Consider the following 16,258-nt stretch of genomic DNA (forward strand, 5'->3'; position numbering starts at 1 on the left):
CACGCTGACGGCCTGCGTCAGCTTGCCGGATTGTTCCCGCAGTAATTCCGCAGTCGCCGCGGCTTCTTCCACCAGCGCCGCGTTTTGCTGCGTGACCTGATCCATCTGCCCGATCGCCAGGTTGATTTGCTCGATGCCGGACGTCTGCTCCAGGCTGGCCGCCGAAATCTCGCTCATGATGTCGGCCACGCGCTGCACGCTGGTGACTACTTCGTGCATGGTCGCGCCGGCCTGGTCGACCAGCTTGCTGCCGGTGTCGACCTTGCCGGCCGAATCGTCGATCAATGCCTTGATTTCCTTGGCTGCTGCCGCCGAGCGCTGCGCCAGCGTACGCACTTCGGTCGCCACGACCGCGAAGCCGCGGCCCTGCTCACCCGCGCGCGCGGCTTCCACCGCAGCGTTCAGCGCGAGGATGTTGGTCTGGAAGGCGATGCCGTCGATCACGCCGATGATGTCGCCGATCTTGCGCGACGCGTGGTTGATCTCCTCCATCGTCGTGACGACCTGCGACACCGCCTCGCCGCCGCGCTGTGCCACCGCCGAGGCCGTGCCGGCCAGCTGGCTGGCCTGGGTGGCCGAGTCGGCGCTCTGGCGCACCGTGCTGGTCAGTTGCTCCATCGAGCTGGCGGTCTGCTGCAGGCTGCTCGCGGCCTGCTCGGTGCGGCCGGACAGGTCGGTGTTGCCCGAGGCGACCTCGTTCGATGCGGTGTGGATGTTCTCCGAGGCCTGCCGCACCTGGCCGACCAGCCCCGACAGCGATTGCTGCATGTGCGCCAGCGCGCGCAGCAGGTCGGCCGTCTCGTCCTTGCCGCTGACGTCGATGCGCCGCGTCAGGTCGCCGTGCGCGATCGCCATCGCGACCTCGCGCGCATGGTCGACCGGCCTGGTGATCGCCACCGAGTTCAGCAGCGTCAGCGGGATCACGACCACGACCACCAGGCCAAGCACGCCGATGAAGGCGATGAAGGTCGTGCGCATTGAATGGGCGAACTCGGCCTGCGCGGCGCGCGCCTCGTTGTCGACGATGCGGTCGATCGCGTTGACGTTCTCCTCGACCTTGCCGACATGCTCCTTGGCCTTGGCCAGCATCTTGTCGGCGGTGCGTGCGTTGTCGTAGGCGCCGTCCTGGATCTGTTCGAGCACCCGGCCGGTGGCGGTGGCGTAGGCGTCCATCTCCTGGATCGCGGCACGGGCCAGCGCGTTGTCGTGGTCGTCCTCGCCGGCGAGCAGCGCGCCGAGCGACTTCTTGGTCTGGTCGATCGCCTTGGCCCACAGCTCGCGGTGCTTGAGCACGGCCACGCCGTCCTCGTAGTCGATGACCATGTCCTTCTCGTGCCGCCGGACCTCGCCGAGCGCGTTGCGGATGTCGCCGACGCTGCGCACCTCGTTCACCGACGCGCTCATGAAAGTGTCGTTCAGCGTCGCCATGTGGCGCCCGCCCAGCAGGCCGGTCACCCCGACCAGCGCGAACAGCGCCAGCACCATGCCTATCGCACCGCGCATACGAAGGCGGATCGTGAAGGCTCTCATCCAGTTCATGCTCAAACTCCGGGTAACGACAAGATCCGGGTCAGAAGGTTTCCCAGTCGCCGTGGTCGGCCGGTGCAGCCACCGGGGTCACCGGTGCAGGGGCCGGCGCGGCGGGCCTGGGAGCCTTGGCTGGCGCGCGCGGGGCGGTCGGCGCGGCGGCCGCGGGCCGCGGCGTGGCGGCAGCCTTGGCCAGCGTGGCGGCCGGCTTGGGCGCGGCGCGCGAAGGGGTGGGGTGCGGCGCCACGGCACGCGGCGCCTGGCGCGCCTCGGCACCATCGCCGAGGCGGAAGCCCGCGACCACGCCGGCCAGGCGCTTGGCCTGTTCCTTCAGGCTTTCGGCGGCGGCGGCGGATTGCTCCACCAGCGCGGCGTTCTGCTGCGTCATCTGGTCGAGCTGCACCACCGCGCCGTTGACCTGGCCGATGCCGGTGCTCTGCTCGCTGGCCGCGGCGCTGATCTCGCCGATGATGTCGGACACGCGCTGAACGCTGGAGACGATCTCGTTCATCGTCTGCCCGGCGTCCTGCACCAGCCGGGTGCCGGATTCGACGCGGTCGACGCTGGCGCCGATCAGGGTCTTGATCTCGCGCGCGGCCTCGGCCGAACGGCCGGCCAGCGAGCGCACCTCGCCGGCCACGACCGCGAAGCCGCGGCCCTGCTCGCCGGCGCGCGCCGCCTCGACGGCCGCGTTCAGCGCGAGGATGTTGGTCTGGAAGGCGATGCCGTCGATCACGCCGATGATGTCGGCGATCTTCTTCGAGCTGGTGTTGATCTCGTCCATCGTCGTGACGACCTGCGACACGACCTCGCCGCCGCGGCGCGCCACCTGGGTGGCCGAGCTGGCGAGCTGGTTGGCCTGGGCCGCGGCATCGGCGCTCTGGCGCACGGTGCCGTTGAGCTGGCTCATCGAGCTGGCGGCCTGCTGCAGGTTGCTGGCGGTCTGCTCGGTGCGCTGCGACAGGTCCTGGTTGCCGGTGGCGATCTCGGCGGCGGCGGTGGTCACGCCGTCGGCGCCGCTGCGGATGGCGCCGATCGAGCGGCGCAGTTCGGCCTGCAGGGCCTGCAGCGAACGCAGCGAGGCGGCCGCATCGGGGTTGCCGCCGCCGCTGGTGTCGATCTCGGCCGAGAGGTCGCCCGCGGCCAGGCGCTGGGCATGCGCGGACAGGTCCGCCATGAAGCTGCGCAGCACGCCGAGGCTGCCGAGGAAGGCCGCCGCGGCCACCGCACCGAAGCCGGCGCTGGCGCCGATGAGGGCGCCGGTGGACCAGCCGGCCGACAGGCCGATGGCCACGCAGGCCGGGCCGGCGGCGATCAACATCAGCATGATCGCCGCGCGTTGCTTGATGGAAAGAGAGGACAGCATGGTGCGTTCCGTGTTCGAGTTGTTCAATGTCTGCTGTGGCGCACGAGGGCGCCGACGTCGAGGATCAGCGCGACGCGGCCGTCGCCCATGATCGTGGCGCCGGACACGTCCTGCACCTTGCGGTAGTTGGCCTCGAGGTTCTTCACGACGACCTGTTGCTGGCCGAGCAGTTCGTCGACCAGCAGGGCCACGCGGCCGCCTTCGGCCTCGACCACGACCATGATGTTCGAGACGTTCTCGAAGTCGAAGCGCGGCACGTCGAAGACCTTCTCGAGGTCGATCACCGGCATGAACTCGTCGCGCACCTCGACCACGCGGCCCGTGCCGCCGATCGTCTTGATCATGGTCTTGTCGACCTGGAACGATTCGACCACCGACGACAACGGCAGGATGTAGCACTCGTCGCCGACGCCGATGCTCATACCGTCCATGATGGCCAGCGTCAGCGGCAGGCGAACCCGCACGCTCATGCCGTAGCCCTCGGCCGAGTCGATCTCGACGGTGCCGCCCAGCGAGGTGATGTTCTTCTTCACCACGTCCATGCCGACGCCGCGGCCGGACACGTCGGTCACCACGTCGGCGGTCGAGAAGCCGGGCGCGAAGATCAGGCCGTAGACCTCCTGGTCGGTCATCGTGTCGGGGGCATCGAGGCCGCGCTCGCGGGCCTTGGCCAGCAGCTTGGCGCGGTTCAGGCCGCGCCCGTCGTCGCGCACCTCGATGACGATCGAGCCGCCCTGGTGCGAGGCGACCAGCGTGACGGTGCCGTGCTCGGGCTTGCCCTTGGCGGCGCGTTCGGCCGGCAGCTCGATGCCGTGGTCGCACGAGTTGCGCACGAGGTGGGTCAGCGGGTCGGTGATCTTCTCGACCAGACCCTTGTCGAGTTCGGTGGCCTCGCCTTGCGTGACCAGCTCGACCTTCTTGCCGAGCTTGGCGGCCAGGTCGCGCAGCATGCGCGGGAAGCGGTTGAAGACCATCGACATCGGAATCATCCGGATCGACATCACCGCTTCCTGCAGGTCGCGGGTGTTGCGCTCCAGGTCGGTCAGGCCCGACAGCAGCTGCTGGTTCAGCGCCGCGTCGACGCTCTTGCTGTTCTGCGCCAGCATGGCCTGGGTGATCACGAGCTCGCCGACCAGGTTGATCAGCTGGTCGACCTTCTCGATCGACACGCGCAGGGTGGTGGAGTCGGGGCCGGCCGATGCGGCACGCGCTTCGGCGCGGCCGGCCGGTTTGGCCGCCGGGGCCGGGGTGGCCGGAGTCGCGGCACCGGCTGGCACCGCCGTGTCATTGGCGGTCGCGGTGGGTGCCTGCGCGTGCGTTCCCGGGGCGCCGGGCGCATCGTCGAAGAAGCCGTAGCCCAGGTCGGGCGGCGAGGGCTCGGGCGGCGCGCCCGGGGCCTCGGGGAAGAAGCCGTAGCCGGCGTCCAGCGGCGCGAGCTGCATGTGCTCGCGGGCGATGTGGAAGGTGAACAGGTCCAGCAGGTCGCCGTCGGTCGACGTCGTCACGATCTTGAAGCGGCGCAGGCCCTCGGCGCTGCCGTTGGCCAGCGGCTCGATCGTGCCGAGGTTGGTGACTTCCTTGAACAGCTCGAACAGGCCCTCGGTGGCCGAGTGGTCCTCCAGCGGGCCGACGGTCAGGCACAGCGCGCGGGCCACGACGCCGCCCTTCGGCAGGGCCGGGGCAGCGGGCGCTGCCGCGGGTGCAGACGCAGCCGCCGCGGGCGCCGGCACCTGGCCGCCTTCGGCCAGTGCGCGGATGTGCGCGACCAGCTCGCGCGTGTCGACGGCGTCGCCGCCCGTGCCCTGGTGGCGCGCGAGCAGGGCCTTGAGCGCATCGCCCGCGGCGAGCAGCACGTCGACCATCTGGGAATTCGGTTGCAGCTCATGGCGGCGCAGCTTGTCCAGCAGCGTCTCCATGTGGTGCGTCAGCTCCGCCACGTCGGAGAAGCCGAAGGTCGCCGCGCCACCCTTGACCGAGTGCGCGCAGCGGAAGATCGCGTTCATCTCCTCGTCGTCGGCGGCGTCGACGTCCAGCTCGAGCAGCTTCTGCTCCATGTTCTCGAGGTTCTCGCCGGCCTCCTCGAAGAAGACCTGGTAGAACTGGCTCAGGTCGATGCCGTCACCAATGCTGTTGTTGTCGCTCGTCGTTTCGGCCATGTCTGGCTCCTGAAGTCGTTCGTGTCCTGTTGCCCGCCGTGCCCGCTCGCCGGGCCGCCCGCCGTTGACCCGCCGGGGATCAGCGAATGACCTTGCCGATCACCTCGATCAGCTTGGCCGGGTCGAAGGGTTTGACGAGCCAGCCCGTCGCACCGGCGGCGCGCCCGGCCTGCTTCATCTGGTCGCTCGACTCGGTGGTCAGGATCAGGATCGGCGTGGTCTTGAACTTCGGGTTCTCGCGCAGCTTCTTGGTCAGGCTGATGCCGTCCATGCGCGGCATGTTCTGGTCGGTCAGCACCAGGTCGAAATCGCGCGAGCCGGTCTTTTCCCAGGCGTCCTGGCCGTCCACGGCCTCGACGACGTTGAAGCCGGCGTTCTTCAGCGTGAAGGTCACCATCTGGCGCATCGAGGGCGAATCGTCCACGGCAAGAATCGAGTGCATCGCTTTTTCTCCGAAATGATCTGGGGGCTACGGGCGGGGCTGGAAGGGGGCAGGCTGATTAGGGGTTCAGAACAGCTCGATGGACCCTGCGTCCATCTCGTCCTGGGTGACCGGGTTGGGTCGGCCAGGGCCGTCCTCGACGACGGCGGGGCCGTCCTCGTCGTCTTCGCCCATCGCATCCCGGGCGATTCGGTCGGCGCAGGCGCGCAAGCGCTTCTGCGTGTGGGCGATCAGCTGGATCGCCATGTCGTGGAACTGCAGCGCGGTGATCGCACCGGCCAGGTCCTGCATCGCGCCGTGCACGGCGCCGTGGTCGGTGTCGGGCAGCGACGCGGCCGCGCGGAGGTAGTCGTTGATCTGGCTCGAGGCCCCGTAAAAATGGCCGGACAGCGTCTGGCTGGCGTCGTCCAGCAGGCGCTGCAGGCGCTCCAGGTCGTTGCTGGCCACCATCAGGTCGTCCTGCAGGTCGGCCGCCGCCAACAGCGGGAAGCCGGGGCTGGGTTCCGGTACGGGGCTCTCGGGATTCAGCATCGTTGCTCCGCGGTGCTTGTTCGTGCTTCGCGGCCACCCGGGCGGGTATCCGTGAAGTTGTCATGGATTTTCGGCAGCGCCGGGGCCTGCGTTGACCCGATCACGGGCTGAAACAGGCCTCTATTCCGCCTCAAGGACCGAGCGCGCCCACCCCAGCGGCTGCGCGATACTCGGACCATGAATGGGGATATCGGCACCAACGCGCCAAGCCGTAGCCTGCGGGTGCTGCACATCGAGGATTCGGAACTCGATCACGAGTTGGCCATGGCCCACCTGCGCCGCGGCGGGGCCGTGGTGACCGCGCGGCGGGTCGACACCGAGGCCGGGTTCCGCGCCGCCTTGCGCGAGCCGTGGGACGTGATCCTGTCGGATTTCAACGTGCCCGGCTTTTCCGGCCTGCACGCGCTAGACATCCTGCGCGACAGCGGCCTGCAGGTGCCGTTCATCCTGGTGTCCGGCGAGATCGGCGAGGACGTGGCGGTGGCGGCCATGCGCAACGGCGCCGCCGACTATCTGTTGAAGGCCAACCTGGCCCGCCTGGGCCCGGCCACCGAGCACGCGATCGACGCCTACGAGACGCTGCGCGAACGCGACAAGGCCCACCGGGCGCTGGGCGCCTCGCGCCAGCGCCTGTCCGAGCTGGCCCAGCACTTGCAGACCAGCGTCGAGATGGAGCGCGCGGCCATCGCCCGCGAGATCCACGACGATGTCGGCGGCTCGCTGTCGGCGCTGAAGTTCGATCTGGCCTGGATGGCCCGCCACGCCAACACGCCGGAGCTCAAGGCCCGGGTCGACAGCGCGATGGAAACGGTGACCCACGCCCTCGAGGCCAGCCAGCGCATCATGCACAACCTGCGGCCGGCCATCCTCGAGCAGGGGTTGGTGGCGGCGCTGCAATGGCTGGCCAACCGCTTCGAGCGCCGTACCGGCGTGGTCTGCAGCTTCCGCACCAGCCACGACAATCCCCAGTTGCCGCCCGGCGTGCCGCTGGTGGCCTACCGCGCGGCGCAGGAGGCACTCACCAATATCAGCAAGCACGCCCAGGCGACGCGTGTCGGCATCGACCTGTCGCTGGCCCAGGGCATCCTGTCGCTCGAAGTCAGCGACAACGGCCGCGGGCTGTCCGAGGCCGACCTGGCCAAGGCACGCAGCTTCGGCATCCGCGGCCTGCACGAGCGCGCGTCCACGGTGGGCGGCTGGGTCGACCTGTCCAGCAGCCCGGCCGGCACGACGCTGATACTGTCGATACCGCTCGATCAGGGCGGGATCGGCGAGGAGGAGCTCGAGGAGCGGGCCGACGCCGATGCGCACGATCCGTCGGTTTGGGGAGAGTTATGACCAGAGTCATCGTCTGCGACGACCATGCGCTGATCCGCCGGGGCATCCGCGACACCCTGTCCGATGCGCCCGACATCGAGGTGATCGGCGAGGCCGGCGACTACGGTGAATTGCGCGCGCTGATGCGCAAGGACAGCTGCGACGTGCTGGTGCTGGACATCAACATGCCCGGCCGCAGCGGGCTGGACGTGCTGCACGTGCTCAAGGACGAGGGCTCGACCGTCAAGGTGCTGGTCGTCAGCATGTACCCCGAGGACCAGTACGCGATCCGCGCCCTGCGCGCCGGCGCCTTCGGCTATGTCAACAAGGGTGGCGACCCGCACCTGCTGGTGCAGGCCGTGCGCACCGTGGCCCAGGGCCGCAAGTACGTGACGCCCGAGATCGCCCAGATGCTGGTCGAGAGCCTGACCACGCCCGAGGTCGTCAACGCGCACGAGAAACTGTCCGACCGCGAACTGCAGACGCTCGTGATGATCGCCTCCGGCAAGCGCCTGGCCGACATCGCGCAGGAGCTGAACCTGTCGCCCAAGACGGTCAGCGTCTACCGCGCGCGGGTGCTCGAGAAGCTCGGCTTGACGAACAACTCCGAGATGACCGTCTACGCGATCCGCAACGGGCTGGTCGGCGGGTAGCCGCGCCCAGGCGCCGCCCGCGGGGCACGGCGCTCAACGGATGATCTTGTCGGCGTTCTCGGCGCGGTCCAGGCCCTTGGCCTCGTCGAAACCCTTCACGCCCCGGAAGATCGTTCCGCTCAGGTCGGCCTCGGTGAAGTCCGCGCCGGCAATGTCGGCGCCGCTCAGGTCGGCGCCGCCGAGCTTGACGTGATAGAAGTTGGCACCGCGCAGGTTGCTGCCCCGGAGGTTGCTGAAGGCCATCAGGGAGCGGTTGAAGTCGGCGCCCGCCAGCGTCGCGCCCGCCAGGTTCGCGCCGGTCAGGTCGGTGCGCATCTGCCCCATCCCCTGGTTCTTGATGTTGACGCCCGCCATGGCGCCGCTGAAATCGGCCCCGGAAAGGTCGGCACCGGGCAGGTCGGCGATCATCTTGACGCCCGCCATCCGGGCGCCCTTGAAGATGGGCATCTTCTTGACCTCGCCGCCCAGGACCACGACCGACAGCAGGCTCGCGCGCGCCAGGTTGGCGCCGGTGAAATCGGTGCCCATCAACCAGGCACCGTTCAGGTTGGCGCCTTCCAGGGTCGCGTCGCGGAAGTCGGACTGAACCAGCTTGCTGCCGAACAGGCTGGCACCTCGCAGGTTGGCGCGGCGAAAGTCGAGCCCCGAGAGGTCGAGGTCGGACAGATCCTTGCCGGCGAAGTCGGCCGGGGCCGACGGCGACGCATTCTTCAGTGCCGCACGAACCTGCTCGGCGGACAGGTCCGCCGCGGTGGATGTGGCGCCGATCGCTGCAAGCAGCACCGGCACCGTGAGGGCCGCCAGACGTACGCCGAGCTTCATCATGGGGATTCTGCGCCTCGGCGGACGAAGGTGGGGGCGCGCTGTCCACCGGCGCAGGCATCGCCGTACACTTTCATCGCCCAATGCCATCGCTGAGCCCGGGGCCGCGCCAGGGTGAGCCGAGCAGTTTGGGCCCGGAAACGGCACCGCGAGCACTCGTGCGATGGCATCGATGTGGTACCCGGATTGGCTCTGGATCGGCTTGCTGGTCTGCTGCGCCCTGCTCGCCGGCGCCACGGTGGCGCTGCTGCGCCTGCGCGGCGCCCACCGTCGGCTCACCGCGCGTCACGCCGAGCTGCAGGGCCAGTCCCGCATCCAGCGCGCCATCCTCGACAGCATGGGCGATGGGGTGGTCGTGGCCGACGCGCAGGGCAAGTTCCTGCTCGTCAACCCGGCGGCCGAGCGCCTCGTCGGCATCGGCGTCACCTCCGTCTATGCGAGCGAATGGAGCCGGCAGTATGGGATCTACCTGCCCGACCGGACCACGCCCTATCCGGTCGCGGAGCTGCCGTTGGCCAGGGCGATCCGCGGTGAATCCTGCGACGGCGTGGAGCTCTACGTGGCCAACCCGATGCTGAAGGAGGGACGGTGGGTGAGCGTGACGGCGCGCCCGCTGACCGATGACGCGGGGGTGGCGCGCGGCGGCGTGGCCGTCCTGTCGGATGTCTCGGCCCGCCGCCGCGCCGAAGAGGAGGTCCGCACGCTCAACCTCAACCTCGAGGAGCGCGTGCTGGCCCGCACGACCGAGCTCGAGCGCAGCCGCAACGCGCTGCAGGCCATCATCGAGAACGTGCCGGCCGCCGTCTACGTGAAGGATCTCGACGGCCGGTACCTGCGCCACAACGCGCGCCTGGCCGCGGTCCTCGGCCATGCCGGAGAGTCGCTGGTCGGCAAGAGCGACAGCGACCTGATCGACCCCTCGATCGCCGCGCGCGTGGCCGCCGAGGACAGGCGGGTCTCCGCCGAGGGCCAGATCCTGCGCGCCGAGCACGAGATCCCCGGCGCGGGCGGTGAGGTGCACACCTTCCAGACCCACGTCTTCCCGCTGCAGGATGCCAACGGCAAGAGCTACGCCATCGGCGGCATCTCGATGGACATCACCGAGCTGAAGCGGGCGCAGCACGCGGCCGAGGCGGCCACCCGGGCCAAGAGCGAGTTCCTGGCCAACATGAGCCATGAGATCCGCACGCCGATGAACGCCATTCTCGGCATGTCCTACCTGGCCCTGCAAAGCGGGCTCAACCCGCAGCAGAACAACTACATCCAGAAGGTGCACGCCTCGGCCGAGTCGCTGCTGGGCATCATCAACGACATCCTCGACTTCTCCAAGATCGAGGCCGGCAAGCTGGACCTGGAGGTCATCCCGTTCAACCTCGAGGACGTGATGGAGAACCTGGGCAGCCTGCTCGGCATGAAGGCCCACAAGAAGGGGCTCGAGCTGCTGCTCGTCGAGCCGCCGCAGTGGCCGACCACCCTGCTCGGCGACCCTTCTCGCCTGCTCCAGGTGCTTCTCAACCTGGGAGACAACGCGCTCAAGTTCACCGACCAGGGTGAGGTGGTGATCACCATCGAGGTGACCGGCCATGACGGCGAATCGGTGCGGCTGCGCTTCGAGGTGCGCGACACCGGCATCGGCATGAATGCCGAGCAGCAGCGCAGCCTCTTCCGGCCGTTCTCCCAGGCCGACGCCTCGACCAGCCGCCGCTACGGCGGCACCGGCCTCGGGCTGGCGATCAGCCAGCACCTCGTGCGCATGATGGGCGGCGAGCTCGAGGTCGACAGCGTGCCGGGCCGCGGCAGCCGCTTCCATTTCAGCCTGCGCCTGGGCCTGCCGGCCGGGACGTCGGTGCAGCCGGACACCTTGCGCCACGATGGCCTGCGCGATACCCGCGTGCTGGTCGTGGACGACAACGCCTGCGCCCGCGAAGTGCTCTGCAGCATGGCCGGCGCGCTGGGCCTGAGGGCGGACACCGCCGTCGACGGCCAGGACGCGTTGCACCGCATCGAGATCGCCGACGAGGCGGGCGACCCTTATGCCCTGGTGTTGCTCGACTGGCAGATGCCCGTGATGGACGGCCAGGAATGCGTGCGGCAGCTGGCCCGGCGCGCCGAGTCGCGCAGGCCGACACCCGCCGTGCTGATGCTCACGGCCTTCAGCCGCGATGAGGTGCTGCGGCGCCTGGACCAGCAGCAACTGGCCGTGGCTGCGCTGCTGGCCAAGCCGGTCACGCCGTCGGCCCTGTTCGACGCCTGCATCGCGGCGCTCGGCCTGGATTCGTTCCGCCCCACGCGCACGGCACGGCGCGTGCAGGCCCAGGACCGGCACCGGGCCGAGCTCGGCGGCGCGCGCATCCTGCTGGTGGAAGATAACGCCATCAACCGCGAACTCGCATTCGACCTGCTGAGCGAGGCCGGTGTCGCCGTCAGTGTGGCGCAGGATGGCCAGGAAGCGCTCGACGTGCTCGCACAGCAAAGCTTCGACGGCGTGCTGATGGACTGCCAGATGCCGGTCATGGACGGCTACACCGCGACCCGCCTGCTGCGTCAGCAGCCGCAGTGGAAGAACCTGCCGGTCATCGCGATGACCGCCAACGCCATGGTCGGGGATCGCGACAAGGTGCTTGCGGCGGGCATGAACGACCACATCGCCAAACCGATCAGGGTCGACGAGTTCTTTGCCACGATCGCCCGCTGGGTGCGCCCTGCCGTGCGCCACGTGGCCGAGTCGCCCGCCGCCGCGAGCGCCCAGCCGCCAGCGGATTCGCTCGCCGGCCTGCCCGGCGTCGACTTCCAGGCCGGCCTCGACGGCCTGCAGGGCAACCGCACGTTGTACGGCCGCCTGCTGCGCATGTTCCGCGACAGCGAGGGCGACTTCCCGGCTCGCTTCAGCGCCGCACTCGCGGCGGGCGATGGGGCCGGCGCGCAGCGCCTGGCGCACGACCTCAAGGGCCTGGCCGGGGCGCTCGGCATGAGCGAGATCCAGCAGGCGGCCACCGCGCTCGAAGCCGCCTGCCGGGACGCCGGCGCCGGGGCGGACATCGAGGCGCAAGCGCGCCAGGTCGGCCGCCTGCTGGCCCCGGTCATCGCGGGCCTGCAGTCGCTCGGGGCCGACCAGGCGGCGTGACCGGCGGTGGCGTGCGGCCCACCGGCCTGAACGGCGCCCGGTACAGCCACACCGGCTTGCCGGCCACGCTCTCCAGCCGCGCGTCGGCGCGCCAGCCGACCGCCTCGAACTCCAGGCTCGCCAGCCAGGCGCCGGGCTTCAGCTCGCGGCCGGCCTTGTCGATCGCGCGGGGCATGGTCTCCGGCCGCTGGAACAGGTAGACGAGGCCGTAGCCCGACCAGTCGGCGGCCCAGATGTCGCCGCGCCGGACGTGGGCGTTCATCCCGCCGAGGCGGCATCGCAATCGGCAGGCCAGCGCGAGCGGCCAGCTCCATTCGAGCCCGTCCAGATGCGCCTCGGGGTACTCGGCGCGCAGCGCGCGCAGGCCGGCGCCCAGGCCGCAGCCGGCGTCGAGCGCACGTGCGCCGGGTGCCAGCGGCGCCGCGCGGCCCAGGCCTGCCAGCGCCCGTGCCGGCGTCGGGAACACCGGCGCGTCGCGCCAGGCTTGCATCGGGTAGACGGCCAGCAGCAGCGCCAGCGGCAGCAGCCAGGCCCAGGCCGGCAACGCCCCGGCCAGGCCGCCGGCCATGACCACCGACAGCGGAAAGCCCGCCACCAGGATCAGCTTGCGCCAGGCCGGTGCGTCCAGCCGCCAGGCGACGGCGGCCACCAGCACCAAGCCGGCGCCGAACGCCAGCAGTGCGCTCTGGCCCAGCCGCGGCAGCCCGGCGAACAACGCCCAGGCGGCGGCCCAGCTCAGCAGCGCGGGCAGGGGCCAGACGAGTCTCATCGGCGGCGATCGTAGTCGCGAAGCGGACTGCGTGATCCGCGCAACAGCCGGGTTCGTGCGCGGTAGATGCGAAGGCGGCGCGTGGCTAGCATCGCCGGGCGGCACGCGCGACCCGCGCCGTGCATGCAGCTTGCTTGGTTCCTTTGCACATCCACGACTGTCGAGGAGAGCCCATGCACCACCACTTCGCCGTGCGTCCCCTGGCTGCGGCCATCGCCCTGGCCGGGCTCACCCCTGCGGCCAGTTGGGCCCAGACCTCGCCGCCGGCCGAATCCGACGCCGGCAAGCTGCAGACGATCACCGTGACGGCCGAGCGCCGCAACGAGAACATCCTCGACGTGCCGAGCTCGATCAGCACGATCAGCCCCGAGATGCTCGACGTGCTGGCCACCAGCGGGCAGGACATCCGGGTGCTGTCGGGCCGGGCGCCGAGCCTGAACATCGAATCGTCGTACGGGCGCGCCTTCCCGCGCTTCTACATCCGCGGCTACGGCAACACCGATTTCCGGCTCAACGCCTCGCAGCCGGTGTCGCTGGTCTACGACGACGTCGTGCAGGAGAACCCGATCCTCAAGGGCTTCCCGGTCTTCGACCTCGACCGCGTCGAGGTGCTGCGCGGCCCGCAGGGCACGCTGTTCGGCCGCAACACGCCCGCGGGCGTGGTCAAGTTCGAGTCGGCGCGGCCGACCCGCAAGTTCGAGGGCTACGGCAGCATCTCGGCCGGCAGCTTCTCGACCGTCAATGCCGAAGGGGCGGTCAACGTGCCGACCAGCGAGGATTCGGCGCTGCGCATCTCGCTGCTGAGCCAGAACCGCGGCGACTGGGTCGAGAACACCTACGACGCCGGCCCGACGCAGAAGCTCGAGGGCTACAGCGACAACGCCGTGCGCCTGCAGTGGCTGCTGCAGCCCGGCAAGGATTTCAGCGCGCTGTTCAACCTGCATGGGCGCGATTTCGACGGCTCGGCCCGGCTCTTCCGCGCCAACATCATCAAGCCGGGCACCAACGACCTCGTCGACGGCTTCGACCCGAAGAAGATCGCCAACGACGGCGTCAACCACTCCGAGCTGCAGAACTACGGCGCCAGCGCGCGCCTGCGCTGGGACCTGCCAGGCGTGGCGCTGCACTCGATCACCGGCTTCGAGCAGGTGCATGCCTTCAGCCGAGGGGACATCGACGGCGGCGCGCCGCCCTATGTCTTCGGCGGCGGTCCGGGCTCCATCCCCTTCCTGTCGGAGACGGCCGACGGCATGCCCGAGCACCGGCAGGTGACGCAGGAGTTCCGCATCGAATCCACCGGCGCCGGGCCGCTGGGCTGGCAGGCCGGCGTCTACCTTTTCCACGAGGACTACAGAATAGAAAGCTTCGGCTACGACTCGACGGCCGCCGGCAACCCGGAAGACCAGTACGAGCGCGTGCACCAGAAGAACAACGCCTATGCCGCATTCGGTGCGCTGAACTACGCCGTCACGCCCGAGCTGAAGCTGCGCGGGGGCCTGCGCTACACGCGTGACCGCAAGACTTTCGCCGTCGAGGACTACTACAGCAACGAGTTCGTGCCGGCCGTGCTCAACGGCAAGCCCGACATGGCCGGCCTGGCGGCGCACGGGCCACTCAGCGCGGCCACCTCGGACAACAAGCTCAACGGCGACCTCAGCGGCACCTACACGCTGACCCCCAGCGTCAACCTGTATGCGCGCGCCGCCACGGGCTTCCGGGCCAGCAGCGTGCAGGGCGCCGGGCCGTTCAACGACCAGTCGATCGCCAAGCCGGAGAGCAACACCTCGTACGAGGCGGGCGTCAAGGCCGAGCTGTTCGACCGCCGCGCGCGCCTGAGTTTCGGCGTCTTCAGCTACACCGTGAAGGACCTGCAGCTCACCGCGGTGGGCGGCGCCAGCGGCAATGCCAATGTGCTGCTCAATGCGAAGAAGGCCACCGGCCGCGGCTTCGAGCTCGACCTGCAGGCCTACCTGACCGAGCGCCTGATGACGAGCCTGGGCGTCGGCTACAACGACACCGAGATCAAGGACCCGAACCTCGCCGTCTCGGTCTGCGGCAACTCGCAGAACCTCACGACGCCCAATTGCACCGTGACCGACCCGGTGAACGCCAACGGCCAGGCCCTGATCAACGGCAACCCGCTGCCGCAGGCGCCGAAGACGACGGTGAACTTCACGCTGAAATACACCCAGCCCGTCGGCAGCGGCGATTTCTACGTGCTGACCGACTGGACCTACCGCAGCAGGATCAACTTCTTCCTCTACGAGAGCGTCGAATTCACCGGCAAGTCGCTGACCGAAGGCGGCCTGCGCCTGGGCTACGTCTGGGGCGACGGCAAGTACGAGGCGGCGCTGTTCGGCCGCAACATCACGAACCAGATCCGCGTCGTCGGCGGCATCGACTTCGACAACCTGACCGGCTTCATCAACGAGCCGCGCACCTGGGGTGCGAGCTTCCGGGCGACTTTCTAACCGCTGACGTGAGCAGTCGCTTCCCGCAGGCGCGCCAGCGCCTGTGCACGCACGGCGGCGGGCAGGAAGGAATGCTCGGCCGCCTGCACCGCCATCGCCAGCAGGTCGGCCCGCGCCAGGCCCTGCTGCGCGAGCAGGATCGCCGCCTCGGCCGACATCGTCGTGCACGACATCAGCGGGTTGTCGGTGTGGTACGACAGGCTCAGGCCCGCCCGCCACAGCGCGCCGATCGGGTGCTCGGCCAGCGAGGCCACCGCGCCCGTGTGCAGGTTGCTGCTCGGGCACATCTCCAGGTGCAGGCCGCGTGCGCGCACCTCGGCCAGGCGCTCGCGCCCCCCGGGCATGCGCAGCCAGTCGGACAGGTGTACGCCGTGGCCGATGCGGCGCGCGCCCAGCGCCGCGGCCTCGAGCACCCGCTCGGCCGCGTCGGCCTCGCCGGCGTGCAGCGTGATCGGCAGGCCGTGCTCGCGCGCCAGCGCCAACGCGTCGCCATGTTCGCCCGGCGGGTGGCCGAGCTCGGCGCCGGCGAGGTCGAAGCCGATCACGCCGTCGTCGCGGTAGCGCAGCGCGAGCTGCACGACGCGCTCGCTGCGTGCGGCCGGCTCCTCGCGCATCGCGCACAGGATCAGGCCGCAGGGCAGGGCGCTGCGCTCCAGGCCGGCCAGCAGTGCTTCGACAGCGGCTTCGGCCGGCACGGCGTCGCTTTCCAGCAGCAGCGGCGCCATGCGGAACTCGGCCAGCACGCAGCCCTGGTGGCGTGCCTGCTCGGCGGCCTCGAAGGCGACCTGCTCCATCGCCGCGGGCTCGGCCATCGCGGCCACGGTGAGGCCGAAACCCTTCAGGTACTCGACCAGGCTGCCCGCGTGCGCGCGGGCCTCGAACCAGGCCGCCAGGCCCGCCTCGTCGGCCGCCGGCACGGGCAGGCCGCGCGCGTGCAGCAGGCGCCACAAGGTGGCGGGCGAGAGGCCGCCATCGAGGTGCTCGTGCAGCAGCACCTTGGGCAGGCGGCGCAGCGATTCGGCGTCGTCGAGCATGCACGATGCTAGCCGGATCGAGGCCCACAATTGATATCCTCCCCGC

At 70.0% G+C, this 16,258-nt stretch carries 12 protein-coding genes; 4 read left to right on the forward strand and 8 right to left on the reverse strand.

The annotated features are described in order from the left end of the window. From VJ693_RS16730 to VJ693_RS16750, 5 genes are all read right to left on the reverse strand, one after another. The coding region (locus tag VJ693_RS16730; protein ID WP_324155952.1) for a methyl-accepting chemotaxis protein at window positions 1-1,539 on the reverse strand (1,539 nt) is incomplete at its 3' end. 31 nt (window positions 1,540-1,570) lie between these two features. Then, window positions 1,571-2,893, reverse strand: coding sequence for a methyl-accepting chemotaxis protein (locus VJ693_RS16735; protein WP_414652305.1), 1,323 nt, complete (start codon window positions 2,891-2,893; stop codon window positions 1,571-1,573). Between the two features lie 23 nt (window positions 2,894-2,916). After that, window positions 2,917-5,049, reverse strand: a complete 2,133-nt coding sequence (locus VJ693_RS16740; RefSeq protein ID WP_324155954.1) for a chemotaxis protein CheA — start codon at window positions 5,047-5,049, stop codon at window positions 2,917-2,919. A gap of 79 nt (window positions 5,050-5,128) precedes the next feature. Continuing rightward, complete coding sequence (locus VJ693_RS16745) at window positions 5,129-5,491, reverse strand: response regulator (protein ID WP_324155956.1); 363 nt, start codon at window positions 5,489-5,491, stop codon at window positions 5,129-5,131. Between the two features lie 66 nt (window positions 5,492-5,557). After that, window positions 5,558-6,022 carry a hypothetical protein gene (locus tag VJ693_RS16750; RefSeq protein ID WP_324155957.1) on the reverse strand — a complete coding sequence of 155 codons (465 nt, stop codon included), beginning with the start codon at window positions 6,020-6,022 and terminating at the stop codon, window positions 5,558-5,560. 177 nt (window positions 6,023-6,199) lie between these two features. On the opposite strand from VJ693_RS16750, the gene VJ693_RS16755 reads away from it, so the two are divergent. Then, window positions 6,200-7,360, forward strand: coding sequence for a hybrid sensor histidine kinase/response regulator (locus VJ693_RS16755; protein ID WP_324155959.1), 1,161 nt, complete (start codon window positions 6,200-6,202; stop codon window positions 7,358-7,360). Continuing rightward, window positions 7,357-7,992 (forward strand): response regulator transcription factor, encoded by a 636-nt coding sequence (locus VJ693_RS16760; RefSeq protein ID WP_324155961.1) that lies wholly within the window; start codon window positions 7,357-7,359, stop codon window positions 7,990-7,992. The genes VJ693_RS16755 and VJ693_RS16760 overlap by 4 nt, the downstream gene beginning before the upstream one ends. Window positions 7,993-8,025: 33 nt before the next feature. On the opposite strand, the gene VJ693_RS16765 is transcribed toward VJ693_RS16760, so the two are convergent. Next, a complete protein-coding gene (locus tag VJ693_RS16765; RefSeq protein ID WP_324155963.1) occupies window positions 8,026-8,817 on the reverse strand; it encodes a pentapeptide repeat-containing protein in 792 nt (263 codons plus the stop codon). A gap of 160 nt (window positions 8,818-8,977) precedes the next feature. Here VJ693_RS16765 and VJ693_RS16770 point away from each other — a divergent pair, with 160 nt between their 5' ends. Beyond that, window positions 8,978-11,938 (forward strand): hybrid sensor histidine kinase/response regulator, encoded by a 2,961-nt coding sequence (locus tag VJ693_RS16770; RefSeq protein ID WP_324155964.1) that lies wholly within the window; start codon window positions 8,978-8,980, stop codon window positions 11,936-11,938. Here VJ693_RS16770 and VJ693_RS16775 read toward each other — a convergent pair. Next, window positions 11,895-12,707 (reverse strand): class I SAM-dependent methyltransferase, encoded by an 813-nt coding sequence (locus VJ693_RS16775; protein ID WP_324155966.1) that lies wholly within the window; start codon window positions 12,705-12,707, stop codon window positions 11,895-11,897. The two genes, VJ693_RS16770 and VJ693_RS16775, sit on opposite strands and share 44 nt — an antisense overlap. Before the next feature lie 173 nt (window positions 12,708-12,880). Between VJ693_RS16775 and VJ693_RS16780 the strand changes: the two genes are divergently transcribed. Next, window positions 12,881-15,178 (forward strand): TonB-dependent receptor, encoded by a 2,298-nt coding sequence (locus VJ693_RS16780; RefSeq protein ID WP_324155967.1) that lies wholly within the window; start codon window positions 12,881-12,883, stop codon window positions 15,176-15,178. Here VJ693_RS16780 and VJ693_RS16785 read toward each other — a convergent pair. Then, the gene (locus tag VJ693_RS16785) at window positions 15,175-16,212 is read right to left on the reverse strand and encodes an adenosine deaminase family protein (protein WP_324155969.1); all 1,038 of its coding nucleotides are present in this window, start codon (window positions 16,210-16,212) and stop codon (window positions 15,175-15,177) included. The genes VJ693_RS16780 and VJ693_RS16785 overlap by 4 nt on opposite strands. Between the last annotated feature and the right edge of the window lie 46 nt (window positions 16,213-16,258).

The sequence above is a fragment of the Ideonella sp. genome, assembly GCF_035254525.1.
Classification (GTDB): Bacteria; Pseudomonadota; Gammaproteobacteria; order Burkholderiales; family Burkholderiaceae_C; genus Ideonella.

Bases quoted from the DNA above. Each gene is read 5' to 3' on its own strand.
- VJ693_RS16750 (WP_324155957.1), bottom strand. From the start codon at position 6,022: ATGCTGAATCCCGAGAGCCCCGTACCGGAACCCAGCCCCGGCTTCCCG.
- VJ693_RS16745 (WP_324155956.1), bottom strand. From the start codon at position 5,491: ATGCACTCGATTCTTGCCGTGGACGATTCGCCCTCGATGCGCCAGATG.
- VJ693_RS16755 (WP_324155959.1), top strand. From the start codon at position 6,200: ATGAATGGGGATATCGGCACCAACGCGCCAAGCCGTAGCCTGCGGGTG.
- VJ693_RS16775 (WP_324155966.1), bottom strand. From the start codon at position 12,707: ATGAGACTCGTCTGGCCCCTGCCCGCGCTGCTGAGCTGGGCCGCCGCC.
- VJ693_RS16780 (WP_324155967.1), top strand. From the start codon at position 12,881: ATGCACCACCACTTCGCCGTGCGTCCCCTGGCTGCGGCCATCGCCCTG.
- VJ693_RS16770 (WP_324155964.1), top strand. From the start codon at position 8,978: ATGGCATCGATGTGGTACCCGGATTGGCTCTGGATCGGCTTGCTGGTC.
- VJ693_RS16765 (WP_324155963.1), bottom strand. From the start codon at position 8,817: ATGATGAAGCTCGGCGTACGTCTGGCGGCCCTCACGGTGCCGGTGCTG.
- VJ693_RS16760 (WP_324155961.1), top strand. From the start codon at position 7,357: ATGACCAGAGTCATCGTCTGCGACGACCATGCGCTGATCCGCCGGGGC.
- VJ693_RS16740 (WP_324155954.1), bottom strand. From the start codon at position 5,049: ATGGCCGAAACGACGAGCGACAACAACAGCATTGGTGACGGCATCGAC.
- VJ693_RS16735 (WP_414652305.1), bottom strand. From the start codon at position 2,893: ATGCTGTCCTCTCTTTCCATCAAGCAACGCGCGGCGATCATGCTGATG.
- VJ693_RS16785 (WP_324155969.1), bottom strand. From the start codon at position 16,212: ATGCTCGACGACGCCGAATCGCTGCGCCGCCTGCCCAAGGTGCTGCTG.